Genomic DNA, 24,539 nt, shown 5'->3' on the forward strand with positions numbered 1-24,539 from the left:
TGTAGTATAATGAATTATATACTTTATCATAACCGCTTGAACCTTGGGGGGTAGTGACGAGCGTCACAGCCCGAAGGTGAACATGTTCAATCCCCATGAAAGGAGAAATGGCGGTTGGAAGAGCTTGTTGGCTTTTGCGCGCAATGCGGCAAGCCGATCCATTGTCTGCATGGGTTTTTAAACGGCGTCGTCAGCCGAGAAACAGAGACGTTGTACTGCTTTCCATGCCATGACAAGCAAAAGGAAACCGAACACACCACGCCGGACAAATGCCACAAGTGATTGAAAACGTTCACAAATGAAAGGGGGCTGACCCAAAAATCCACTAACAAGTGGACTTTTGGAGCCAGCTCTTTCTTTTTTAAATCGTACATTGATCATGAACGATTCCGATTAAATCCCTTGTTTCTCCCTATTATTAAAGAAAGGAAGTTCGATTTTCTTAAAAACAATGTCGCTGCCGGGATTAACATGACCGTACGGGCTAAAACGCACTCCTTTTCCTGGACGGATACAAAGCGACAATGACACAAAACGTTATTTTCAAATTTCTACGAATCATTTATAATATGAATGGGGAACGATTGTCCTCATTTGTTCTGCGCTACAATCCCATCCCTTTCCTCAACTACTTACTCTACACGCTCGTTTCCCCAGTCCTCAAAAGAAAGGAGCGATTCATCATCACTCGCTTTTCCAGGGCTGCTATATATCTTATTAGAAGGGAGGATTTTCCTCGGAAGAGATATTGAACCAAATTTTGGACAAGCTCCAAATGATCGAACATGAAGTAAGCGATATCAAAACAAACATGGCAACGAAACAGGAGCTCGAAGAAGTGAAGCAAAACTTCACAACAGAGCTTGAGGATATTAAAGCCAACATGGCAACGAAACGAGAACTTGAAGAAGTGAGGAATCGTTTCACAAAAGAGTTCGAAGATATTAGAACCAACATGGCCACTAAACAAGAACTCGAAGAAGTGAAGCATAGTTTCACAAAAAAGATCGAAGACATTAAAGCCAACATGGCCACCAAGCAAGAGCTTGAAGACATTAAAACCAACATGGCCACCAAGCAGGAGCTTGAGGACGTAAAGAACAACCTAATGAAAGAATTAGATCATGTCAAAGCCAATATGGTCACAAAGCAAGAATTTGTTTTCCTCCAACAAGCAGTGCTTGAAACAAATGAAATCGTTAAGAAAATAGAACAAAACATGGAAAAGCACGAACGGATTTTAGATCTTCTTTCTAGGCGTTCGATTGAACACGAAGCGGCAATTTCCAGCATTCGTCTTATAAAGACAACATGAGCAAGGAGGAAGCATCTCTCCTTGCCTTTCTGAGGTGCGGCCACCTTTATAGTAAAGGTAGAAACATCTCCATCGGAATGCGTTCGACCATTTCGTAAACTACATGAGCCATATGATCCAGTGGAATGATATCGCCTGGCAACGTGAGATGATTCATGGTACACTCTTCAAAAATTATGATGATGTTTCATAAACGAATCGCTCCTTTTCCAGTGATAGTGGTTATGGTAACTCTATTCTGCCAGAAAACGAACGATATTTTGGTGTAAAAAAGGGGCTAATTCCAAAACGCATTCGCGTTTTGGGTCAGCCCCGTTTTGGTTATTCTTCCTCCGCCAAATTCGCCACCGGCAGCTCTTCCCCTTCGCCGTGCGTTGGCTTGCGCAAATGGAACAGCACCTTGATGGCGAAAACAAGCAACGCAACGACGCCGATCAAAAAGATCGTATCCGGAACAAAGCGGACAAGCAGCAAGTTTTGTACGACGTCTTGTTGCAAGAACGAAGGCGAACGGGACGCCCAATAGCCGTGTTCAAACGCTTCTTTGATTTGCAGCACCCCAACCGGGAGAAGCGTGATGAGAACCATGCCAGCCAGGCCGATGTTCAGCATCCAGCAAGAGAATTTCAGCCATTTGTCGTTCCATGCTTCCGGTTTGACGATGTTGCGCAGCGAGTAAAGAAGCACGGCGATCGCAAACATGCCATACACGCCCATCATCGCTCCGTGGCCGTGAGCCGGCGTTAAGAATTGCCCGTGTTCAAAGTAGCTGACCGCCGGCAAGTTGATCAGAAAGCCGAGCACCCCTGCGCCGACCAAGTTCCAGATCGCTGTGGAGATCAAAAACCAGAATGTGGCCTTATACGGGAAGTTGACCCCGCCGTCGCGCATCATTTTATATTGTTCATACGCTTCTAAAATAAGGAGCGTAAGCGGAATGACCTCGAGCGCCGAGAACACCGCGCCAAGAGCGATCCAAATTTCCGGTGAACCGTTGTAGTAATAGTGGTGGCCGATGCCGATGACACCGCTGCCTAGTAAAATCGTAAATTGGAAATAGAGAGCCCGGACCGTCGATTTTTTCGTCACCAATCTCATTTGTACGAGCAAAAACCCGATGACAACAACGGCGAACACTTCGAAAATGCCTTCGACCCATAAGTGGATGATCCACCAGCGCCAAAAGTCAGCCATCGTAAAGTTCGTATCCGGCTCGATAAAGAACGCGAAGATGTAAAAGAACGGAACGGCGATGGCTGAGTAAAACAGCAAGTGGATGAGACCGCCTTTGTCGCTTTCTTGCTTCAGCCCTCGTTTGATGCCGCGAAAGACGATGAACAGCCAAAGCAGCATGCCCACGACTAAAATGATTTGCCAAACGCGGCCGAGCTCAATGTATTCCCATCCTTGATGGCCAAACAGAAACCATTCGTTCCCTAAGTAGCCGTTGACGCCTAGCCATTGGCCGATCATGCTGCCGGCGACAAGGACGACAAGCGCCCAGAAGAGCAAATCAACAAGCAACCCTTGCTTTTTCGGCTCTTGCCCGCCGACAAGTGGCGCGATGAAAATCCCCATGCCAAGCCAAGCGGTGGCAATCCAGAAAATCGCCAGCTGCAAGTGATACCCTTTGGCGATGTTAAACGGCAATAGGTCATGGATCCATTTGATGCCGAAGAAGCTGTCCGGTTCCGTATAGTAGTGGGCGAGCAACGCCCCGAACATCGCTTGCACGAAAAAGAGCGCGGCGACGACAACGAAATATTTGCCCGCTTTCACTTGCGACGGAGTAAGCGGCTGCCGCCGCAAGTCGATGACCGGAAACTTCCCTTCTGCATACGCTTCTTGCATGCTTAACTGATAGCGGTGGAACACATACAAAATGATCCCGATGAACAAAATCAAAATCGTGACGCTCGCGCCGCTCCACCATACCGCGGAAAATGACATCGTATTGCCGGCGTCCTCATAGTACGGCCAGTTGTTCGTATAAGTGATGTGGTCGCCAAGTCTTGGCGTGCTTGACAGCCAAGCGGTCCAGAAGAAAAAGTCGGCAATTTGCTTGATTTGGTCGCCGTCCGCGACCCAAGCACGGCCTGATTTTGGCATGTCGCTTTCTTTGATCAATCCTTTTTTCAATCCCCAACCGTCGCCATTGGTGAACACGTCGCGGTAATAGTCGCGCACTTTTTCCAACCCGTATACTTGCGCATCTGTCAGGACGAGAACATCCGTAACCGGGTTGTAGCGATTTTTTCGCATTTCCTTGATGACTTGTTCGCGGATGATCGTTTTCTCATCGGCGGTTAAATCGGCAAACGGTTTGTGATACCGCTCTTTTGCTTTGTAATCTTGCATGCCTTCCGTATAAATTTTCAACGCTTCTGCCGTATAGTCCGGCCCCATATACGACCCATGCCCAAGCACGGTTCCGTAATCCATCAGCCCGTATTTTTGGAAGACGGCCTGCCCGCCGATGATCGTTTCTTTCGTCATCAACACTTGGCCGTCTTCACTGCGAACTTCCTTCGGCCTCGGCGCCATTTCTTTAAAAATCCAATATCCGCCGACAAGCAGGACAGTGAAGCTGATTAAAATGGTGAAAATGAGAATCGATTTGAGAAAACTGTTGGTCGTTTGCCGCCCCGGCCGCATGTTGGGGCGAACGGATCGATGAACTTCCATATGAGACAACCTCCTTCTCGTTTGTTCGCCCCCATTGTAGCGTGCTGAATCGAGGCCGGTTTGTGAGCTGGGGCAAATGTCCGTTATGATTTATATCACAGCTTTATGGCGTAAGAATGTATACAATGAAGGCAAAAAAGGCCAAACGGCGCGGATGTTCAAAAAGAGAAAAGCATCGATGCTCTGTTGACAGCCGCCACACTTTTGTCACATTTCCAAAGGAGAGAACGCCATGGCGAACCATTGGATGAAAGACCGCTTAAAAGCTGTTCCGTTGTTTCGTGAACTGTCCGATTACGAGCTTGATTCGCTGGTTGCCATTTCCCACGTGCGCGTTTACAAGCCGCGGACGTTTGTCTTTATGCAAGGCGACCCGTTAGAACGTGTCTATTTCATTCATTCCGGCACGGTAAAAATTTATAAAACGGACTTCAGCGGGAAAGAACAAATCGTTTCGATTTTGCAGACGGGAGAAATGTTTCCGCATGCCGGCTTTTTCTTAAAAGGCACCTATCCGGCCCACGCCGAAGTGGTCGAGGAAGCGACATTGATCGCGATCCCGATCCACGATTTCGAACAAGTGCTGATGGCGAGCCCTGAACTTTGCATAAAACTGTTCCGCGTCATGGGCGAAAAAATCGTCGACTTGCAAAACCGGCTTGAGGCGCAAGTGCTCCATAATACGTACGAACAAATCGTGCTGCTTTTGTTGCGTCTGACGCGCACGAACGCCGTCAAACAAGGGAAGTGGCACCGTCTCACCGCCCATGTGACGAACCGCGAGCTGGCCAACATGATCGGCACCGCCCGGGAAACGGTCAGCCGGACGTTGAGCCAGCTGAAACGGAAAGGGTTGATCAATGTCGACGAACACGGCTTTTATTTGATCGACCAGGAAGGATTGGAAAAAGAAATCTTTTTCTAACGTCCATGTGTGAGCCATATCACAACATCAAACATTGAAAATGATTATCATAATAGTCAAAAAGGAGGAGTGCACATGGCTGTCACAATTGAACTCGATGTGCGCGAAGATTTGCGGCAGAAACGTGAGCCGTTTGAAAAAATTATGAACGCCATCAAACCGCTGCAGCCGGGCGATACGTTCATTTTGCACGCTCCATTCAAGCCGCTGCCGCTGTTTCCGATTATGAAAGCGAAAGGATTTACTTACGAGGCCGAACAAATCGAAAAAAAACATTGGAAAGTAACGTTTGTGAAGCAGGGGGGATGACCGATGATCCTCGATAACCGCGGACTCGAGCCGCCGCAGCCGATGATGCGGACGCTCGCTGCCCTCGCGAAGCTGAATCCTGGGGAGACGCTGACGATCATTAACGACCGCCGCCCGATGTTTTTGTACGAACAGCTTGACGAGCTCGGCTACCGGCACGAGACGGTCGCACGCGAAGACGGCAGCTTTGAAATCCGCATTACGAAAGGATGAGCAACGTGTTTCCTACTCGCACGGGGACGGAAACAGACGTCCGTCTTCCGTTCTCGTTTATCATGTTCGCCGTGTTGGCGTTCGCCGCGTCGCAGCTTATGTTGCTTGGAGCGATTCCCTCACTTAGCAGCGGCGCGTTCCGGCTGCCGTTCGTATGGGCGGCGGCCCACTTGGCGTTGCTTGGCTTTGCATTGATGACGGCCATGGGGGCGATGTACCAGCTCGTTCCGGTCGCCTTTTTGACGCCGATTTGGAGCGAGCGGCTCGGTTTTTGGCAGTTTGCGATCACCGCTCTCGGCATCGTCGCCTTTGCCGCCAGTTTAGCGTTTACGCCAAACCAAGCGTTTCTCCCTGGCTTGCTTCTGCTGTTCGGCATCGTGCTGTTTGTCTGGCAAATGGCAATGACATTAAAACAACAAAAAAACAGAACGATCATGACGCTGTTTGTCGCGACTTCCTTGTTGTTTTTGCTGCTGACGGGCGCCGCTGGAGGGCTGCTTGCCTTTCACTTTTTCGCCGCCACAGGCGCCAACAGTCATGAAACGGTGTTCGGCTTGCATGTGCTGTTCGGGCTGTGCGGCTGGTTCACACTGCTCATCATAGGCTTTTCGTACAAAATGGTACCGATGTTCTCGCTCGCCCACGGCTTTTCGCTGCGGCCGGCGCGTTACGTCTATGCGCTGTACATCAGCGGGATTGCGGTGGCGTTCGCCAGCTTATTCTTGCGAAGCCACGCATGGCTTATAGCCGGTGCAGCCTTGCTCATGAGCGGATTCCTTGTTTTCGCCTGGCATATCCGCGCCATTTTGCAAAAGCGGATGAAAAAAACGCTTGACCGCCCGTTCCGCTTTTCGCTTTCGGCCATCGTCATCGGTCTTGGACTGCACGTTGCCGCCTTTGTCGCCATCGTCGTCGGCAGCGGACGGCTGCTTGGCATCATTGTTTATCTATTCATTGTCGGCTGGATTCTCTTCAGCATCGTCGGCTATTTGTTCAAAATCGTGCCGTTTTTATGGTGGACGCATCGCTACAGCGAAAAAGTCGGCCAACAAAACGTGCCGACGTTAAAACAAATGATGAATGAGCGAGCCGTCACCGTCCAATGCCGCCTATGGCTTTTCGCTCTCGCGCTGGCGGCCGTTGCGCTTGCTGTCGCGAGCGTGCCGCTGTTGGCCGTCGCTCAAACACTGCTGGCTGGATTAAGCGTTGCCTTTGCGGGAACGATTTTAACGGTCTTCCGAAAATAAACGAATGAGGAGGAAAAGAACGATGGATGTCCGCGAACTTGCCATTCAACAGCTGAAAACGATCCTTGATCCGGAGCTCGGCATTAACGTCGTCGATTTAGGGTTGATTTATGACTTAAAAATCGAAGATGGGCATATCAATGTCCTGATGACGCTCACGACCCCCGGCTGCCCGCTTCACGACTCGATCGCCGGCGGCGTCAAACGGGCGCTTGAGCACATTGACGGCATCCGTGACGTGCGCGTCCAAGTGACATGGAACCCGCCATGGACGCCGGAGCGAATGAGCGAAGAAGCGCTCCGGCAGCTTGGGCATTTTTCTTGAAACACTCCACTTTTCCATCCCCTTTTCGCCGTTCGCCCGTGTTGGGCGGGCGGTTGTTTCATTGTTCTGCAACTGCTGAACACTCCCCGCCCTTTATTTTTGTATCATAATAGAAAAAACGAGAGCCATCGCTTGGCTATTTAAAGGAAAAACGAATCGAGGCCGCGAATCATATACCAAGAGGTGAGAGCGATGTTTGCCAAAATCGACGAGCTGAAACAACGGTTGGATGCGTTGCGCCCTTTGCCTCTAGGGATGAATCGATTGTTTTCTTGGTATGAAACGAATCAATATGCTCTTCATCCAATCGAACTGGCGGATCGTTTCCATTTTCAGCTCGTATCTATATACACGTTCCACAACCATGCCATCAAAGGAACGATGACAAAAAAGGCGAAGGCGATGTATCCGACATATCGAATCCACCGGGGAAATCCTCACCAATCGAGGGCTTCCCGCTTCATCGCCCCTCCCGCGGCGATCCGATCCAACTGTTCGGCCGGCGAGAAAACACCCGGTCATCCATCCGTTGAATCTCTTCTGTCCGTTGCGTTTCATGCCTCTCTTCTTTTCGAGATCCCTTCATGACGCCCCTCTTCCCCACGATTTCCATGAACAGACCAAAACGATGGTTCCATCCAACAGCCGCTATCCCCAAACATTCAACCTAATCAGCTGTGATGTTTTCCTCTTCATTATACCGTCTCTCATCGTCAGAAAGCACCCATATTTTCCACGCATTTCATGAGAGAGGACAAATGCACTTCTTCTAAGTTGGACGATGTATCTCGCTGCCCGCAGCCCCGTCTCATTCCTTCACCCGCAATAGGCGCATGCTGTTGAGTGTCACTAGCAGCGTCGCGCCCATATCGGCGAACACCGCGAGCCAAAGGGTGAGCCAGCCCGGGAAGGCGGCCACGAGTGCCAGCACTTTAAGCCCTAAGGCGACGGCGATGTTTTGCCGGATGACGGCAAGCGTTCGGCGCCCAAGGTGGACGGTGTACGGCAGCTGGCGCAAATCGTCGGCCATGAGCACAACATCGGCTGTTTCCAAGGCGGCATCCGTTCCCGCCCCGCCCATCGCCACACCAATATCGGCCGCGGCCAAGGCAGGGGCGTCATTCACCCCGTCGCCGACCATGGCGGTCATGCCGCAACGTTCTTTCAGCTCGCGGATCGCCGCCAGCTTCTGTTTCGGAAGGAGCTCGGCGCGAATATCGGATACGCCCGCTTGACGGCCGATGGCCTGTGCGGTTTGCTCGTGGTCGCCCGTCACCATCACCACTTCCGCCACCCCAAGGCGCCGCAGCGCGGCAACCGTTTCCGGGGCGGACGGCCGCAGTTGATCGGCCGCGGCGACAAGCCCCAACAGCCGATCGGCCGTGCCGACGGCCATCACGGTTTTTCCTTCGTCCCGAAAGGCAGAGATTTGCTTTTCCGCTTCATCGGGCAACTTCCCGATCCAACTGGTAAACAAAGCGGGGCTGCCGATATAGTACGTGTTCCCCGCAATCGCCGCCTTCACTCCTTGGCCGGTGAGCGATTGAAACTCTTCGACGGCCACATCAAGAAACGGTGCTCCCTCTTCTTCCGCTTTGCGGACGATGGCAGAAGCCAAAGGGTGCTGCGACCGTTTTTCGATGGCGGCGGCGATGGCCAACAGCTGCTCACGTGTTCCTTCATACACGACGACATCGGTCACGGCTGGTTTCCCTTTCGTCAACGTCCCGGTTTTATCAAAGGCAACGGCACGCAGCCGGCCGATTTGTTCGAGATGCACGCCGCCTTTGATGAGCACGCCGCGCCGAGCCGCGTTTCCGATGGCGGTGACAATCGCCACCGGGGTGGAGATGACGAGCGCACACGGGCAGCCGATGACAAGAACGGCAAGACCGCGGTAAATCCAATCAAGCCACTCCCCGCCCATCACGAGCGGCGGAACGATGGCGATCAGAAGCGCGGTCACGATAATAAACGGCGTATAATAGCGAGCAAACCGGTCGACGAACGCTTGCGACGGCGCCCGCTCCGCTTGCGCCTCTTCCACAAGATCAATCATTTTCGCCAATGTCGTCTCATCCGCCCGCTTTGTTACTTCAACTTCGAGGAATCCTTCTCCATTCAGCGTCCCGGCAAACACTGCATCCCCCACTGCTTTTTCCACCGGCAGACTTTCACCGGTGATCGCCGCTTCATTCACTGTGGAGGCGCCGCTTATGACAATGCCGTCCAAAGCGATTTTTCCCCCTGGTTTGACGATCATGACATCCCCGACGCGAACGTCTTCGACCGGAACGGTCATTTCCTCCGTGCCGCGCCGGATGGTCGCCTCCGCAGGTGCCATCTCCATCAATGATGCGATCGACCGCCGCGCGTTCTCCATCGAATAGCGCTCAAGCGCTTCACTGATGGCGAACAAAATGACAACAACCGCCCCTTCCTGCCATTCCCCGATCGCCGTTGCACCGAGAATGGCGATCGTCATTAATGTTTTCATATCAAACTGCCAGCGGGACAGATTCCGGAGCCCCGTCCAGAACAGGGAGTAGCCTCCGATCACGATCGCCGCCAAATACATCGCAATCGCCAGCATCCCCTTGTCCGCCGCATCGGCCGCAATGCCAATCAGAAGCAATACAGCAGAGACAAGGACGTTCCTGTTCTCTTTCTTCCTCCAAAACGGTTCCGGCCGGACGGTGCGCTCTCGTTCTTCACGAATGGTCAACTGTTCAAACGCTCCTGCCTGCTCAAGTTCATCAATCGTCGCCTCGCTCCAAACGGTGAGCTTGGCGGCGCCGAAATTCACTTTCGCCTCTTTCACGCCGGGCAAGGATTTCACGTTTTGTTCAAACTTAGCTGCGCAGTTTGTGCACGTCAGTCCTTGCACGCGGTATGTTTTGGCCTCGAGCCGATCTAATGTTTGTTCATTCCCCACGGCCATCCCCCTCTTTCCGATGGGCGAGCGCGACAAGCAGCAGCTCGCGAATATGGTCGTCATCCAGCGAGTAAAAGGCGAGTTTCCCCTCTTTTCGATATTTCACAATTCCTTGCTTATACAAAATGCGCAAATGATGTGATGCCGTCGCCACCGTCGCACCAATGACGTTCGCTAGGTCACAGACGCACAACTCCTCTTCACCGCAAAGCGCATACACGATCTTCGCCCGGTTTTCATCGGCAAGCGCCTTAAAAAAAGGGACAATCTCGGCAATTGGTTCATCGCGAAGCCGCCGCTGAACCCGCTCGACCTTCTCGTCGTCATAACAGTAAACGTCGCACACATCATGACGGTGCATTCCTTCTCGCTCCTTGCCAATATTCAAATATTAATTTGAATATAGAATAGCATATCTCCCCCTTATATTCAAATGTTCATTTGAATAAAAAATGTGTTCAAACGAAAAATCCGCCTTTTTTGTTTAAAAGGCGGATTTCCTCTTGTGAAGCACGCTTTAGCTGACCACAAACATGTTCGTTTCCTCATTGCCGATTTTGCTTACACATGCTTGCGAAACCAGCGCACCGTCTCCAAAAACGCTTCACGCGTCACTTTATGGCCGGCGTGCGGGTCGGCGATGAATTGCAGCCGGTCTTCGTTTCCTCCATAAAGTGGTTTAATTTGCTTGTAAAACTCATATGTATAAGCATACGGGACGACTTGGTCGGCTTTCCCGTGCCAGATGAACAGCGGCCGCCCGGCGAGTTTTTCCGGCTGCTTGGATAAATCGTAGCGGGCGAGCTTTTCTTTTTCGAGCGCAAGCAGCGTCGGCGGCAGCGGAATGTCGATTTGGCGCCTCTTTCCTTCTTCAATCATCTCATCAAAAAAGGCGCTGTAGTTCGGGCAGCCCATGAGCGCCACCGCCGCCCTCACCCACGGATAGACGGCGAGCGCGCCGAATGTGACGATGCCGCCCATCGATGTCCCAGCGAGCCCAATCCGTTCTCGGTCAGCCAGCCCGCGGCTTACAAGGTCGTTTTTCATCTCCTCGATTTCGGTGATCGTGCGCACAACAATGTCCCAAAACGACAGCTGCAATTTCCGTTCGCTCAAGCCTTCGTCCCGTTCACCGTGAAACAGCGCGTCGGGAAGCACAGCGCGGTAGCCCGCCTCGGCGAGCAAGTAGCCGAAATGCAAATTATGTTCTTTGGCGCTCGTAAAGCCGTGGATAAAGAAAATCAGCGGCAGCCGTTCGTCCCGCTTTTCCGACTTGACAACGTGAAGAACCGGCACGCCGGCCAACTGTTCCTGTTCAATGATCACCATGGTTGCACAAACCCCTTTTCTTTTTCCATCGCTATATAGTTTACCATATGGACAGCGATTTTGGAAAAGAGTTACACTATGTAGTGTAAAGAATAACGAGGGCAAAGGAGTCGGACATGAAGCCGTATTTAATCGCGTTGGATTTGGATGGAACGTTGCTCAAAGAGGATAAAACGATTTCCCCATTTACCAAAGACGTCATCCGCCGCGCCATCAACGTCGGCCATTTTGTTGTCATCGCCACCGGCCGCCCGTACCGGGCAAGCTCCATGTACTACGAAGAACTTGGCCTTGCAACGCCGATCGTCAATTTCAACGGTGCGTTTGTCCACCATCCGCGCCAGCCGTCGTGGGGCATGCACCATTACCCGCTGCCGCTTGCGATCGTCAAAGACATTGTTGAAATCAGCGAATCCTATGGAATCAAGAATATGATGGCCGAAGTGTTAGACAATGTTTATTTTCATCAACACGACGACGTCTTGCTTGACATCGTCCGCCTTGGCAACCCGACCGTGGAAATCGGTGATTTGCGCCGCTCGCTCGGCAAAGATCCGACGAGCGTGCTCGTGTACACGGACGATGATCATATCGAGCGGATTCAATCACACTTAGCGAATGTGTACGCCAACGTCATCCACCAACGGCGCTGGAGCGAACCGTGGCATGTCATTGAAATCATCCGCCATGGCGTCCATAAGGCTGCAGGCTTAAAACAAGTCGCCGACTATTTCGGCATCCCAAGGGAGCGCGTCATTGCTTTTGGCGATGAAGACAACGACCTCGAAATGATCGATTGGGCCGGGCTGGGCGTCGCCATGGGCAACGCTATCGAGTCATTGAAAACGGTCGCTGACGATGTGACGAAAAGCAACGAAGAAGACGGTATCGGCTTGTATTTACAAGATCTTCTAGGCCTGTAGCCCTGCCGCCCCCCTTGCTACGGGAGGCTTCTCGCGCCTCCCAACCACTTCTTTCCGCTTTTGCATTGATTTTTTCCTGTCGTGTCAAGCAGATTTCCGCTTTCAGAGCGACGAACGGCGGTTTGTAACGAATTTCCTTACTACTGTTCCCTGGCGGCGGTTACACTATACGTGACGCAACGCGCGTCTTCAACTTTTTAAAGGGGGAATCGGTCATGGGCAAACGAAACAAATCGAAGCGTTTCGTCCAGCAAGGCGTCGATGCGGTTGAACGGCATGACAAGCGAATCCCTTATCACCTGACGTACGCCGAGGCGGAAGCACGCAAAGCGGAAAAAGCGGTGGAAACGTCGCTTGGAGGGGCATAACGATGGGCAACCGTCTGTTTCAAGAGGCGCGCAAAGCAGTCGCACAGGCGAAACAAGCCAAAAGCGGCGAGATCGACATGAGCGTCGAGCGCGCTGTTGCCATCGCCAAAAACGCCTTGTCATCCGCGTACGCGCATTCCAACACGGCAGAAAAAGCGCAGTTGCGTCAATTTCAAGCTGAGCTTGATGAGCTCACTCAATAACAGCTGCGGGCTTCCCGCAGCTGTTTTTTTCTCTCGTCCCCGATTTTCCGTTGTATTCTGAGCTGAAAACCGCTACACTGAACATAGAAACATGAATCGCCGTTCACCTGCGGAAACGGTTCATTCATCTGATAGAGCCGTGGGGAACACGAAAGGAGAAAAGAGGAGGACGAAAGATGTCCATTCAAATCATCACCGACAGCGGCGCGGATTTGCCTCAATCGTACATTCGCGAGCATCAAATCGCCTTTTTGCCGCTTGTCGTTCATTGGAACGGCCAAGATTACGAAGACGGCATCACGATCGAGCCGAAGCAAGTATATGACGCCATGCGCGGCGGAGATGTCGTGAGAACCGCGCAGCCAAGCCCGCTGGCGATGAAGGAACTGTTTTTGCCATACGCCAAAGAAAACCGGCCATGCCTTTACATCGCCTTTTCATCGAAATTATCCGGTACATACCAAACGGCGATGGCCGTGCGCAGCGAGCTGCTTGATGAATATCCGGAATTTCGCCTGACAATCATCGACTCGAAATGCGCCTCTCTTGGCCAAGGGCTCGCCGTCATGAAGGCAGTCGAGCTGGCGAAACAAAACACACCGTACAACTTGCTTTGTGAAACGATCGAGGCGTATTGCCGCCATATGGAACACATTTTCACCGTTGACAACTTGGATTACTTGGCGCGCGGCGGACGCATCAGCAAAGCCGCGGCGGCCTTCGGGGGCTTGCTCAACATCAAGCCGCTTCTCCATGTCGAAGACGGCGCGCTTGTCCCACTTGAGAAGCTGCGTGGGCGGAAAAAAGTGTTGAAACGCATGGTCGAGTTGATGGGAGAGCGCGGCGATGATCTGCAAAAGCAAACGATTGGCATCAGCCACGCCGATGACGAAGAAACGGCGCTTGAGCTGAAGCGGATGATCGAAGAAACACACGGCTGCACGCGCTTTTTCCTCTCCGACATCGGCAGCGTCATCGGCGCACACGCCGGACCGGGGACGATTGCCCTCTTTTTTCTGAACAAATATATTGAGATCTGACGCCTTTTCCGCCGGACAAAACAAAGGCGCCTGCACAACCACAGGCGCCTGTCCTCATTACCGAAGTTGATCAAGAAGGTTGTAGTAGTAGTACGTTTTGGACCGCATCCGGCCATCCGAGAAAATTTGTTAAGAAAAATTGGCTCTTCACCACAAGTTGTACTTGATCATTGAAGATCGGTGTGCATAGAGAAAATAGAGGGTACAAAAAATGCGAATTTTCCTGTATGGTAAAGGTGTCCAAACCAAACCATTGGAGGAAAATTCGCATGTACGCTCAGTTTATCAAAGAACTCATCGATTTACCAGATGTTTTGATTCAAAAGGTGCGAAAAGAAGAAGAACGTTGGATTTTCGAACTTTCTCTTCCTGAACAATGCCCGTTATGTCCTGTTTGCTTGAAACGCACGATCAAAATGACAGGAAAAAAGAAGCAATGGATGCATGGGTATGCTCAACGGATCGGCATCTTTTGGGTGGAACTCCCTGTGGAGCGTAGACGTTGTTGTACATGTGGCATGACATTCAGCACGTCTTATCCCGGAATTTCCCCTCGAAGTGCAGCGACGGATGCGTTTCAGCAATGGGTGGCGCAATCTTGCATCGGAACATCCATTCAGGCGGTGGCTCGTATGCTCAAGCTTCCGTACACGACCGTTGAACGCTGGTTTTATACCCATGCCCCTTCCTATCGAATGACATCCAACCAAAGGCAGTTTGTGTCGATGAGTTTGCGTTTCGAAAAGGACAGGATTACGGAGTGGAAGTCATGGATGCCGAAACGGGAGAAGTGTATGCCGTTGAAGCAGGAAAGAACGAGGAAGCCATTGGACGTGTGTTGGCTCCTGTGTCTGGTTCTGTTCAGTATGTCGTGAGTGATTTGGCTCCAGCGATGAAAAAAGCCATTCAAGGGGGGTGTCTGGAAGCGAAGCATGTGGTCGATTATTTTCATGTGATTCAATTGTTTACGGAAGCGTTGGATCGATGCCGCCAATCCTTCGGAAAAGGGAACAAGAAACACGGGCATGTTCGGTATGTTTGCCGCTGATTGACCCAGTGTCCCGAGAAACTCACCGAGGAGGAGCGCCAAACGGTGCGAAAGTGGCAGAAAGAGAGCGATTCTTTGCAGGCTGTCTATCAATCCCTTCAACATTTTCGTTATGTATCCAAAAGCCAAAACGAGCGACAAGCGAAACGTCGTTTGAACGCCTGGGTTCATCGGTATTTGTTTTGTCCTTGTTCTGCTGTTCGCGCCATCGCAAAATCACTCGTCAAACGAACAGACGAAATCATATCGTGCATTTTATCCCCTTATTCAAATGGGAAAATGGAGGGAACAAATAACAAGATCAAGCTGATGAAACGTCGGGGATACGGATACAGAAATATCCAGCGTTTTGCATTGCGGGTTCGGCTAGAAACAGCTAACATACTTTCATGACAGGTGCAAGTACAACTTTTGGTGATGAACCGAAAAATTCTCCATTTATCTTTCCACAAACTACCTTCCCCTATTTCCATATAGTTCATTTCCATTTGCCGCATACTAATGATGGACGATCGAAACAAGGGAGGGCTACCGATGCCAAACACGAGCGACAATGACAAAAAAGCGCGCGACAACCAAGCGAAGCGCCATGAGAAAAACATGATGCGCGAAAAAAACCGCGAAGCCGGGAAGTTCGCATATTCGAAGAAGACGGATCATTTGTGAGCAAAATGACAAAAAGGCGGTTGAAACACCGCCTTTTTCACATTGTTCCCCTGCATCAAGTCCCGCTTTCAGCATGGTGCTACATGCCGTCCTCTTCCGGATAAAGGACGAAACTAACCTTCTTGCCCCTTTGATCATTGTTGTCTTTCCCCCCACCTTTTTCTATAATGAAAGTACATCACACGCCCGGGAGGTCACGTATGTCAAAAGAAAGTTCGTTCGATATCGTATCCAAAGTCGATTTGTCGGAAGTGGCGAACGCGATTAACATCGCCATGAAAGAAATCAAAACACGCTACGACTTCAAAGGAAGCAAAAGCGATATTTCGCTCGAGAAAGACGAGCTCGTTCTCATCTCCGACGATGAGTTTAAGCTTGAGCAGCTGAAAGATGTGCTCATCGGCAAGCTCATTAAGCGCGGGGTGGCGACGAAAAACATCCAATACGGCAAAATCGAGCCGGCATCAGGCGGCACAGTGCGCCAGCGCGCCAAGCTCGTCCAAGGGATCGACAAAGAAAACGCGAAAAAAATCACCACGATCATCAAGAACACCGGCTTGAAAGTGAAAAGCCAAGTGCAAGATGACCAAATTCGCGTCAGCGGCAAAAGCAAAGACGACTTGCAAAAGGTGATCGCCGCCATTCGCGAAGCGGATTTGCCGATTGACGTGCAGTTTGTGAACTACCGCTAAGCGGATGGGGAAAACCTCCATCCGCTTTTCTTGTTTAGTGAAACGCCTCTCGCCAAACACTGATGACAGGCTTGGAGTCCAACTGCTCAAAAAAGCATGGTGTTGACGACGACTTCACGGAAAACGCCCCTCTTTTTACACAAGCTCACGGAATCCCTGTCTTGGCGTGTATTTTTGATCGGTTTCTAATGTCACGTTAATTTTAAATATTTACATTTTTTTGTTTTTTTTGTATAATACACTTAAGTTTGAAAAAGAAAGGGGAAAGAGAATATGGGTGGAAAAAATCATAGACCAACGAAAGGACTGGCTATTACCACCGCTTTATCTGCTCAGTGCGCTTGGGCTATAGGGCAAGGCATTACTCATTTGTGGCAAGCGAATTCTGAACTAGAAAAAGCTATTATTGCTGCCACCGGTGCTACAGATGCTACTCGTTTTGTACAACCAACCGGTGATTCAGTTGCACACCTAGAAAACTCCATATCGTTTTTACAAACTGCTATTCATGATATCCATAATATTATAGAATCCTACGATGACCTCCTCAAAAAATGCGTTGAACTTGAATATAAGGGAAATCCATTAGCTTCACAAATTAATAAATGGAACCTAAAAGATAAGCTGGAAAAGAACCTATTCTTACCACCGTCACAAGAAATGTGGAAGTTAGTCTCAGGAATTATTGAACAAGATAATCTTGTGAAATATTTTGAATGGGAAAGAGATTTATTTAAAAACACAATAAATCCTTTACAGGATCTTATCAAAGTTTTGGAGACTTGCAAAGAAGTAGCAAAAGTTGACCCAGAACTTTTTGTTAAATGTGTTGAATTTAATCAAATACCTTTACGCCAATATTTCTTCCGAGTATTTAATATGTGGTGCAAAATTGATATAGCTATTGAACTTTCCACCAGTATTTCTACAGAGCTTTTCTATCGACTGGAAGGACATGGTTCTCTTACTGTGGTCCCTCCTATTCCAACAAGTGACGACATACTAAAACATGCTCCGTCTCAAGTCCCAGCGAGTTGGTAATAATCCTTTCGGGTGGTCCTCAAGATTTTTCAAGACCACCCTAGCTTATTAAATGGAAAGGGTAGAAAAAAATGATTGCCGTGCAAGACGTAAACAAAATCTATCCGCCAAACCGCCAAGTATTACATAATGTTTCCCTTGAACTGGTTGAAGGGGATCGACTTATTCTTTTAGGGCCGAATGGAGCCGGAAAAACTACTTTAATAAGATGCATCATCGGGCTTACTGCACCAGACAGCGGCAGCATCTATGTCAATGGAGTAGATGTTGTCCGCCATCCAGATGAAGCGCGCGAGTCGATTGCGGTCGTATTTGAAGAAGCTGACAACTCCTATTCTTATTTAACTGTTTTGGAAAATCTCTTATACTTCGGCTTGCTGAACAAATGGAGTCGTGCTGAAGCAAAACGAAGAGCCGAACGAATGATGGCCGTGTTGAATCTAACCCCATACGCTGAGCGTCTTACCCAAACCCTTTCACGTGGGATGAAACAAAAACTGGCATTTGCGATCGCCTTAATGAAAGGAGCGCCGTTTTTGTTCCTTGATGAGCCAACTCTTGGCCTTGATGTTGAGTCGCAACATCATATCCGAACCATGTTAACGGAAGAAAACCAATGGTGGAAAGCCGTTCTCATCACCACCCACGACATTCCTTTTGCCCACGCCGTTGGAAATAAGTTTGTCTTTATTCAAGGCGGAAAAATCGTTTGGAGCGGCACGAAAGAACATTTTTCAACTCCAGCCGACCTTGAAACTCATTTTTTGGCCGCTATTCGTTCCAACCTATCCGTCTAAGGAGGTGAGTCGGTTGCCCCTGCAAATCTTGAATGTAGTATTGGCTTCCTTTTTGAAAAAAAGAGCAGAGTATCGTCGGTATTGGTTCGATTTTACCGTTGGCCTTATCATTAAATTTGTCTTTTTTCTCGGTACGCTGTACGCAAGCCCGATACAAACCGGAAAGGAAGCGACGCTCAAACTGTTCGGTTTCAGCCTTTGGTACTTAAGCGCTCATTTGATCTCAAAGCTCGGCAACACGGTGATCGAGGAAGCGTATCTCGGCACGGCAGAGCAGGTACTTTCCACCAAGACTCCCCCATGGCAAGTTTTAATGGGCGTAGTGATCGCGGAAATCGCATTATCATCCGTGTGGGTAGTGCTCTTTTTCATCTGTGCGGCTTTGATGATTGGATTTTCCGAAATTCTCTCGGGAATATTATCCATGATAACGGAGATCGTCGTATTTGGCGGCGTAAGCCTAATCGGGATGACGGGAATCGGTGTGTTCATTTTAGGACTGTCCCTTCGCTTAAAACAAGTCGGAGCCGTTACCGAGGTGCTGCTTTATTATTTATTAATCTTCTCAGGTTTTTTTCTATCTTCAAATTTATTGCCGACAGCCTTTCATATTCTCAACTACTTTTCTCCCCTTTCTTGGGCCGTGCAAGGAGTGAATGAAGGATGGCCCGTATTCTTTCCTGCTCTCGGCATCTCGCTATTATGGCTGGCCATGGGCTCATTAGTCTTGAAGCAACAATGGCATTGGGCGAGAAAAAACGGAAAAATCGGAAGCTACGTATAAAAGAGCGGACGTTATCCCTCACATTTCGCACCCTTTCGGCGAAAACGGATTTGTTGCGGACGTCACGATCCGCGGCGAACCCCATTCCGTCATCGAAGCCATTGAGCGGCAAATGTACCATTATTCGTATCATATCGGGCAAATCGTCTATATCGCGAAACAGCTGAACGCAAACAACTGGAAAACACTGACCATACCAAGAAATCGAAAAACAACATAGGCAACTCCTTATTCGAATCATCTTGCAAACGCCATCCACCCCTCGGAACCGTCAGCCGATCAAGGTGGATGGCTTCTTTTTGTTGCTTGTTGTTCCTTCCCAATCCTATCGCTTATCGGGATCACGGTCAGCGCCTTGAAAGTTTCACAATACCGACCAACAAACAAACCATCCCCGCTCCCCACGCCATCCCCGCCTTGCCAAGAAGGAGGGAGATTTCTTCGGATGCCTGCGCATGGGTAAGATCAAAGGAAATCGCCTTCAGCGCAAATGAAACAGCCAGAGACAGCAACAAGAAATGGGCCAATATCCACAGAAACACTCGCCCTTCTCGATTCCTTCGCCAAAGAAAAACGATTGTCACAACCGCGATCAACATCACAACCGAAAAGCCGCCGATGAGCATATCCATCACATTTTCTTCCATAGGCAAATGATTGGGCAACGTTCCCACCTCCTCTTTTTCATCATATCATGTCTTTCTATTCTTCTTCCCTGCGTCCGATCCCTTCTTGTATGTGAAGCCGCCCATGGGCTTCTTCGTTCCCGCGTGCTAGGGAAGCGGCGCAACCCTTTACGCAAACGCCAAGCAGGCGCCCATCTCCCTATTGCAGAGGGCGGCGCCTGCTCTGATTGTATAGATGCAATGTAAAGCTTTAACACTTTTCGTTTTTACCGGTCATTGCATCCGACTGTCGAGTGACCGAACAACGCCGCTTCCAGACCCATGAATGGGTCTGTGAAGCGAGTCGTTGTTCGGTCTTCCGTCACGCTAAAGCGTGACGGAGGCAAGCCTGTGGCTTGCCTTCGACAGTCAAAAATGGATAAGCCACTTTTTCCGTCAAGGATATGTGAAACGATTTCGTTGCATCTATATGGTTACTTTTGCTGCATCTTAAACTGCAAAAACAGCTCGTTGTAGTAGGCGAGCATGTGTTTTCCTAAGTTTTCGTACACTTCGAGATGCCCTGCTGAATCCAAATCGGGGTAGAAGCGGCGATCGCCCGCGATGTCTTTTGGCAAATAGGCAAGCGCCTTTTTATTCGGCGTCGAATAGCCGACATACTCGGCGTTTTGCGCCGCGTGTTTCGGGTCGAGCATAAAATTGATAAACGCGTGCGCTCCTTCGATGTTTTTCGCTGTTTTCGGAATGACCATGTTGTCAAACCATAGGTTGGATCCTTCTTTCGGCACGACATAGTCGAGCTTGTCGTTTTCGGCGATGATTTCCGCCGCATCCCCCGACCAGACGACGCCGATGGCCGCTTCTTCATTCGCGAGAAGCAGCTTGATCTCATCGCCGACAATCGCCTTCACATTCGGCATGAGTCGATCGAGTTTCCGCTTTGCTTCTTGCAAATGGGCTTTGTTCGTGTCATTGAGGGAATAGCCGAGGCTGTTTAACGCCATGCCCATTACTTCGCGCGCTCCGTCGACAAGCAAAATTTGGTTTCGCAAACTCGGATCCCATAAGTCGTTCCAGCTCGTAATCCTCTTGCCACCGAGCATGTCGCGGTTGTAGACGATGCCGACCGTCCCCCAAAAATACGGCACCGAATACCGGTTGTGCGGATCAAACGACAAGTTGAGGAACCGCGGCTCGATATATTGTAAATTCGGCAGCTTGTCGTGATCGAGCGGCAACAGCAAGTTTTCCTCGATCATTTTGCTGATGGCGTAATCGGACGGAACGGCGACATCAAACGTCGCCCCTCCTTGGGCGATTTTCGCCATCATCGCTTCGTTGGAATCGAATGTTTGGTAAATCACTTTCCACCCTGTCTCTTTTTCAAATTCGCGAACGAGCGCGGGGTCGATGTAATCGCCCCAGTTGTAGACCGTCACCGTTTTGCCTCCGCCGTACCCTTCCGCTTCGTTCAACCGGTGGGTGATGAACATGAGGACGAACGCCGCGATGAACACGGCCGCAAACCCTTGGACAAGCCGTTTCACCTACTTTCGCCCCCTATCCCGTACATTCGGCCGCCTTTTTGGCTGAGCACGTAATAGCCGATGACGAGCAGCATCGTAAATAAAAATAGCAGCGTCGACAATGCGTTGATTGACAAGGAAATGCCTTGGCGCGCCCGCGAATAAATTTCCACGGACAGCGTCGAGAACCCATTTCCCGTGACAAAAAAGGTCACGGCAAAGTCATCGAGCGAATACGTGAGCGCCATGAAAAAGCCCGCCCATATGCTCGGAGCCAAAAACGGCAGCACCACACCGGACAGCACTTGCCAATGACTGGCTCCTAAATCTCTAGCCGCATCAATCAGCGTCGGGCTCATTTCCTCGAGTTTCGGCAGCACCATCAACACGACAATCGGCACGCTAAAAGCAATGTGAGACAACAGCACGGATGTAAACCCAAGCTTGATGCCGGCCACCGTAAACAGCAACAAAAACGAAGCGCCGATGATGACATCCGGACTGACGATCAACACGTTGTTGAGAGCAAGAAGGGCGTTTTTCGTCCGCTGCCGCTTGACATAGTAAATGGCGAGCGCCCCGATGACCCCGAGTATGGTCGCGACCGCCGCCGACAGCAGCGCAATGACGATTGTATTCAAAACGATGATGAGCAAGCGGTCGTCGGACAGCACGTCGCGGTACCATTTAAACGTGAACGATTGAAAATCGTGCATCGTCCCGCCGCTGTTGAACGAATAATACATCAAATACACAATCGGCGTATACATCACGGCAAACACGGCTAACAGGTACACACGTCCCCACCAATGCGTCCGTTTCATCGGCTTCCCTCTTTTCTTCCGCTTCCTGTCAGGACGACGATGACCGCCATCGCGATCATTAACACAACCGCGATCGTCGCCCCCATCCCCCAGTTTTGGGTGACAAGAAAATGCTGCTCAATGGCCGTGCCGAGCGTAATGACGCGGTTGCCCGCAATGAGGCGCGTAATCATAAACAGCGACAACGCCGGGATAAACACCGCCTGGCAGCCGGCCTTCACCCCGCCAAGCGTGAGCGGGAAGACGACACGGCGGAACGTCGTCCAAGCCGAAGCGCCCAAATCGCGGGCGGCATCGACAAGCGATGGCGGCAGCTCCTCCAGCGCGTTGAAAATCGGCAGCACCATAAACGGAATAAAAATGTACACCGACACAAAGACAAAACTGAAATCGGTGAACAACAGCTGCCGCGGCCCAACGCCCAGCGCTTTCAACAAAGCGTTGGCCAGCCCGTACGTGCCGAACAGCCCTAAAAACGCATACACCTTCAGCAGCAAATTCACCCACATCGGCAAAATAAGCAACAACAGCCATAGCTGCTTGTGCCGCGTCTTCGTCAGCCAATAGGCGGTCGGATAGCCGATGAGCAGCGACACAAGCGTGATTAAAAACGCATACCAAAACGAATACGCCATCATTTTCAAATAAATGGGCGTCCACACGGATTTGTAGTTGGACAACGTCCAATGGCCGTCAAGATCCAAAAACGATTCATACACCAAAAAGACAATCGGGGCCACGACAAACAGCACAAGCCAAATGCCATAAGGGATTAAATACCAGTTCCGCCACGCCCGTTCCGTCATGCGTCCTCATCCTCCTTTTCGAGTCGCATGACGTGAATCGCTTCCGGTTCAAAACGAAGGCCGACCGTTTCCCCGACTTCGGCCTTTTTCGTCGAATGGACAAGCCATTCGTTGCCGTTTTCGTCATAGCCGCAAATTTCATAATGGACACCGCGGAATAAGAGCGAATCGACGCGGATGACGATCTGCCCGTCTTCCGGCGCCGCGAGCTCCAAATCTTCCGGGCGGATGACGACATCGACCGGTTCGTTTGGCGCGAAGCCGCGGTCAACACACGCAAACTGTTTGCCGGCAAATTCGACGAGGAAATCATCGATCATGCGCCCTGACAAAATGTTCGATTCGCCAATGAAATCGGCGACGAATCGATTGACAGGCTCGTCGTAAATGTCTTTCGGCGTCCCAAACTGCTGAATTTTTCCTTTATTTAGAACAAAAATGTAATCGGACATCGCCAACGCTTCTTCTTGATCATGCGTGACAAAAATGAACGTAATCCCTAAGCGGCGCTGCAATTCACGAAGTTCGTACTGCATTTCCGTGCGCAGCTTCAAATCCAAGGCCGATAGCGGCTCATCCAAGAGCAAAACTTCTGGCTCATTCACAATCGCCCGCGCAATCGCGACGCGCTGGCGCTGACCGCCGGACATTTCTTGAATGCGGCGGCGCTCATAGCCGTCTAAGTTGACAAACCGAAGCGATTCCCTCACTTTCTCGCGAATGTCGGTTTCTTTCATCTTTTTCACGCGCAAACCAAACGCAACGTTTTCAAACACATCGAGATGAGGGAACAATGCATAGTCTTGAAAAACAGTGTTGACTTGCCGCTTGTTCGGCGGGACGTTTTGAATCGGCTTCCCGTGGAAATAAATCGTTCCTTCCGTCGGTTCGATAAACCCGGCAATCAGCCGCAAAATCGTCGTCTTCCCGCACCCTGACGGGCCAAGCAGCGTATAAAACTTCCCGCGCTCCATCGCAAAACTGACGTCATCCAATACGACCGTTCCGTCGTATTCCTTCGTCACTCGCTCGAAGCGGATGATCTCTTCCCCGTTCACTTCCAGCCCTCCGTCTTCTTGATGTTCACTATTCCTAATTAGAACATAGGAGAGTGGAAAGTGCAACGGAAAAATCCTTGATCACACGTATGAAAACTGAATTTTTCCTGAAGATCCCGCCGTCATTTTTCTATTTTGTCTTCATTGTTTGGACGTGTAAGCGAGATTATGCGGGAGCCAGGGAAGCACTCTTGATGAACGTGAGAAGCAATGAGATAAGCATGTTGACGGTCGCCTTGAATCCACTCCGCCAACCGATCGCGACTTAGCCTATCAAGGGAATTGAACGGTTCATCCATCAAATACAATTTGACCGGGCGGGCTAAAGCAATCGCAATATGCAGTTTTTGTTTTGTTCCTAATGAATACTGATCCACCGGGAGCGGGAGCATCTCCTCCATTCCAAGCAGACTGCATAATTCGTTCGCTTTGCGGACGTACTGTTGATCCAGCTTCCATAAAAGCCGGAAACATTCGATATTTTCATAACCCGTCAATTTTGAAAACATGACAGTCTCGGATGTCACATAAGACAAATGAGCGCGCATGTCGGGAAGCTGAATCGGATTGCCTTTATAAAAGGCTTGATAATGCAGCTCTCCTTTATCGAGCAATCCCGAAATAATATGCAAAAGAGTCGTTTTCCCCACTCCATTGGGGCCGGTGAGAAGCACGGTCTCCCCTGAAAAAATGGAAAATGAGAACTGCTGAAAAATCGTGGCTCCCCCATCATAGCGATACGTCAAGTTTTGCAATGAAAATAACGGTTCCATCTATTTCTTCCCCTTTTCCTGCTTGGCTCTTCACCAAAAGTTGTACTTGATTTTTTCTGAACTCTATTTACGCTTGTAAGG

Annotated in this window: 27 protein-coding genes and 2 pseudogenes; 19 read left to right on the forward strand and 10 right to left on the reverse strand. The window is 50.2% G+C overall.

Translation table 11 applies throughout. The annotated features are described in order from the left end of the window. Positions 1–114 precede the first annotated feature (114 nt). The gene (locus NSS88_RS16275; RefSeq protein ID WP_011230263.1) at positions 115–282 is read left to right on the forward strand and encodes a hypothetical protein; all 168 of its coding nucleotides are present in this window, start codon (positions 115–117) and stop codon (positions 280–282) included. 493 nt (positions 283–775) lie between these two features. Continuing rightward, positions 776–1,315, forward strand: a complete 540-nt coding sequence (locus tag NSS88_RS16280) for a hypothetical protein (RefSeq protein WP_049626642.1) — start codon at positions 776–778, stop codon at positions 1,313–1,315. 321 nt (positions 1,316–1,636) lie between these two features. On the opposite strand, the gene NSS88_RS16285 is transcribed toward NSS88_RS16280, so the two are convergent. After that, positions 1,637–4,000: a nitric-oxide reductase large subunit gene (locus NSS88_RS16285; protein WP_033013780.1), complete on the reverse strand. Its 2,364-nt coding sequence runs from the start codon at positions 3,998–4,000 to the stop codon at positions 1,637–1,639. Positions 4,001–4,232: 232 nt separating this feature from the next. Here NSS88_RS16285 and NSS88_RS16290 point away from each other — a divergent pair, with 232 nt between their 5' ends. From NSS88_RS16290 to NSS88_RS16315, 6 genes are all read left to right on the forward strand, one after another. Then, a complete protein-coding gene (locus NSS88_RS16290) occupies positions 4,233–4,925 on the forward strand; it encodes a Crp/Fnr family transcriptional regulator (protein ID WP_050368334.1) in 693 nt (230 codons plus the stop codon). A gap of 75 nt (positions 4,926–5,000) precedes the next feature. Next, positions 5,001–5,234, forward strand: coding sequence for a DUF2249 domain-containing protein (locus NSS88_RS16295; RefSeq protein WP_033013782.1), 234 nt, complete (start codon positions 5,001–5,003; stop codon positions 5,232–5,234). A 3-nt stretch (positions 5,235–5,237) separates the two neighbouring features. Continuing rightward, positions 5,238–5,447 (forward strand): DUF2249 domain-containing protein, encoded by a 210-nt coding sequence (locus NSS88_RS16300; RefSeq protein ID WP_013146125.1) that lies wholly within the window; start codon positions 5,238–5,240, stop codon positions 5,445–5,447. Further along, entirely contained in the window at positions 5,444–6,694 is a 1,251-nt protein-coding gene (locus NSS88_RS16305) for a hypothetical protein (RefSeq protein WP_055357925.1), read from the forward strand. The genes NSS88_RS16300 and NSS88_RS16305 overlap by 4 nt, the downstream gene beginning before the upstream one ends. Before the next feature lie 22 nt (positions 6,695–6,716). Then, the gene (locus NSS88_RS16310) at positions 6,717–7,019 is read left to right on the forward strand and encodes a metal-sulfur cluster assembly factor (protein ID WP_055357924.1); all 303 of its coding nucleotides are present in this window, start codon (positions 6,717–6,719) and stop codon (positions 7,017–7,019) included. Between the two features lie 192 nt (positions 7,020–7,211). Then, on the forward strand, positions 7,212–7,607 hold the full coding sequence (locus NSS88_RS16315; protein ID WP_055357923.1) for a hypothetical protein: 396 nt from the start codon (positions 7,212–7,214) through the stop codon (positions 7,605–7,607). Positions 7,608–7,827: 220 nt separating this feature from the next. Here NSS88_RS16315 and NSS88_RS16320 read toward each other — a convergent pair whose 3' ends face one another. From NSS88_RS16320 to NSS88_RS16330, 3 genes are all read right to left on the reverse strand, one after another. After that, entirely contained in the window at positions 7,828–9,954 is a 2,127-nt protein-coding gene (locus NSS88_RS16320) for a heavy metal translocating P-type ATPase (protein ID WP_340994515.1), read from the reverse strand. Further along, on the reverse strand, positions 9,944–10,315 hold the full coding sequence (locus NSS88_RS16325) for an ArsR/SmtB family transcription factor (RefSeq protein ID WP_033005425.1): 372 nt from the start codon (positions 10,313–10,315) through the stop codon (positions 9,944–9,946). Before NSS88_RS16325 ends, NSS88_RS16320 begins: the two co-directional genes overlap by 11 nt. Positions 10,316–10,515: 200 nt before the next feature. Beyond that, a complete protein-coding gene (locus NSS88_RS16330) occupies positions 10,516–11,283 on the reverse strand; it encodes an alpha/beta fold hydrolase (protein WP_340994508.1) in 768 nt (255 codons plus the stop codon). A gap of 116 nt (positions 11,284–11,399) precedes the next feature. Here NSS88_RS16330 and NSS88_RS16335 point away from each other — a divergent pair, with 116 nt between their 5' ends. The 11 genes and pseudogenes from NSS88_RS16335 to NSS88_RS16385 all read left to right on the forward strand — a co-directional run. Then, on the forward strand, positions 11,400–12,206 hold the full coding sequence (locus NSS88_RS16335) for a Cof-type HAD-IIB family hydrolase (protein ID WP_049624320.1): 807 nt from the start codon (positions 11,400–11,402) through the stop codon (positions 12,204–12,206). 215 nt (positions 12,207–12,421) lie between these two features. Then, entirely contained in the window at positions 12,422–12,574 is a 153-nt protein-coding gene (locus NSS88_RS16340; RefSeq protein ID WP_162839623.1) for a hypothetical protein, read from the forward strand. 2 nt (positions 12,575–12,576) lie between these two features. After that, complete coding sequence (locus NSS88_RS16345) at positions 12,577–12,777, forward strand: DUF3813 domain-containing protein (RefSeq protein WP_015374102.1); 201 nt, start codon at positions 12,577–12,579, stop codon at positions 12,775–12,777. Between the two features lie 176 nt (positions 12,778–12,953). Further along, on the forward strand, positions 12,954–13,817 hold the full coding sequence (locus NSS88_RS16350; RefSeq protein WP_049626640.1) for a DegV family protein: 864 nt from the start codon (positions 12,954–12,956) through the stop codon (positions 13,815–13,817). A gap of 269 nt (positions 13,818–14,086) precedes the next feature. Then, positions 14,087–15,258, forward strand: a pseudogene (locus NSS88_RS16355) (ISL3 family transposase). Between the two features lie 141 nt (positions 15,259–15,399). Continuing rightward, positions 15,400–15,531 carry a DUF3941 domain-containing protein gene (locus NSS88_RS16360; RefSeq protein ID WP_008879040.1) on the forward strand — a complete coding sequence of 44 codons (132 nt, stop codon included), beginning with the start codon at positions 15,400–15,402 and terminating at the stop codon, positions 15,529–15,531. Between the two features lie 200 nt (positions 15,532–15,731). After that, positions 15,732–16,223 carry a YajQ family cyclic di-GMP-binding protein gene (locus NSS88_RS16365; protein WP_014195072.1) on the forward strand — a complete coding sequence of 164 codons (492 nt, stop codon included), beginning with the start codon at positions 15,732–15,734 and terminating at the stop codon, positions 16,221–16,223. Between the two features lie 273 nt (positions 16,224–16,496). Further along, positions 16,497–17,264 carry a hypothetical protein gene (locus NSS88_RS16370; protein WP_049624318.1) on the forward strand — a complete coding sequence of 256 codons (768 nt, stop codon included), beginning with the start codon at positions 16,497–16,499 and terminating at the stop codon, positions 17,262–17,264. 71 nt (positions 17,265–17,335) lie between these two features. Further along, positions 17,336–18,061 carry an ABC transporter ATP-binding protein gene (locus NSS88_RS16375; protein ID WP_011230240.1) on the forward strand — a complete coding sequence of 242 codons (726 nt, stop codon included), beginning with the start codon at positions 17,336–17,338 and terminating at the stop codon, positions 18,059–18,061. 4 nt (positions 18,062–18,065) lie between these two features. After that, entirely contained in the window at positions 18,066–18,845 is a 780-nt protein-coding gene (locus NSS88_RS16380) for an ABC transporter permease (RefSeq protein ID WP_223812640.1), read from the forward strand. Between the two features lie 61 nt (positions 18,846–18,906). Next, positions 18,907–19,065: pseudogene (locus NSS88_RS16385) on the forward strand (DUF1572 family protein); the annotation flags it as partial. A 127-nt stretch (positions 19,066–19,192) separates the two neighbouring features. Here the strand turns inward: NSS88_RS16385 and NSS88_RS16390 are convergent. The 6 genes from NSS88_RS16390 to NSS88_RS16415 form a co-directional block, all read right to left on the reverse strand. Beyond that, entirely contained in the window at positions 19,193–19,510 is a 318-nt protein-coding gene (locus NSS88_RS16390) for a hypothetical protein (RefSeq protein ID WP_015374082.1), read from the reverse strand. Positions 19,511–19,944: 434 nt separating this feature from the next. Beyond that, complete coding sequence (locus tag NSS88_RS16395) at positions 19,945–21,018, reverse strand: ABC transporter substrate-binding protein (RefSeq protein ID WP_049624317.1); 1,074 nt, start codon at positions 21,016–21,018, stop codon at positions 19,945–19,947. Beyond that, positions 21,015–21,821 carry an ABC transporter permease gene (locus tag NSS88_RS16400; RefSeq protein ID WP_049624316.1) on the reverse strand — a complete coding sequence of 269 codons (807 nt, stop codon included), beginning with the start codon at positions 21,819–21,821 and terminating at the stop codon, positions 21,015–21,017. Before NSS88_RS16400 ends, NSS88_RS16395 begins: the two co-directional genes overlap by 4 nt. Beyond that, complete coding sequence (locus tag NSS88_RS16405) at positions 21,818–22,627, reverse strand: ABC transporter permease (protein WP_033013792.1); 810 nt, start codon at positions 22,625–22,627, stop codon at positions 21,818–21,820. Before NSS88_RS16405 ends, NSS88_RS16400 begins: the two co-directional genes overlap by 4 nt. Then, a complete protein-coding gene (locus tag NSS88_RS16410; RefSeq protein WP_033013793.1) occupies positions 22,624–23,685 on the reverse strand; it encodes an ABC transporter ATP-binding protein in 1,062 nt (353 codons plus the stop codon). The genes NSS88_RS16405 and NSS88_RS16410 overlap by 4 nt, the downstream gene beginning before the upstream one ends. Positions 23,686–23,807: 122 nt before the next feature. Then, on the reverse strand, positions 23,808–24,458 hold the full coding sequence (locus tag NSS88_RS16415; protein ID WP_049624315.1) for an ABC transporter ATP-binding protein: 651 nt from the start codon (positions 24,456–24,458) through the stop codon (positions 23,808–23,810). Positions 24,459–24,539 lie beyond the last annotated feature (81 nt).

Source organism: Geobacillus sp. FSL W8-1251, from assembly GCF_038005945.1.
Taxonomy (GTDB): Bacteria; Bacillota; Bacilli; order Bacillales; family Anoxybacillaceae; genus Geobacillus; species Geobacillus stearothermophilus.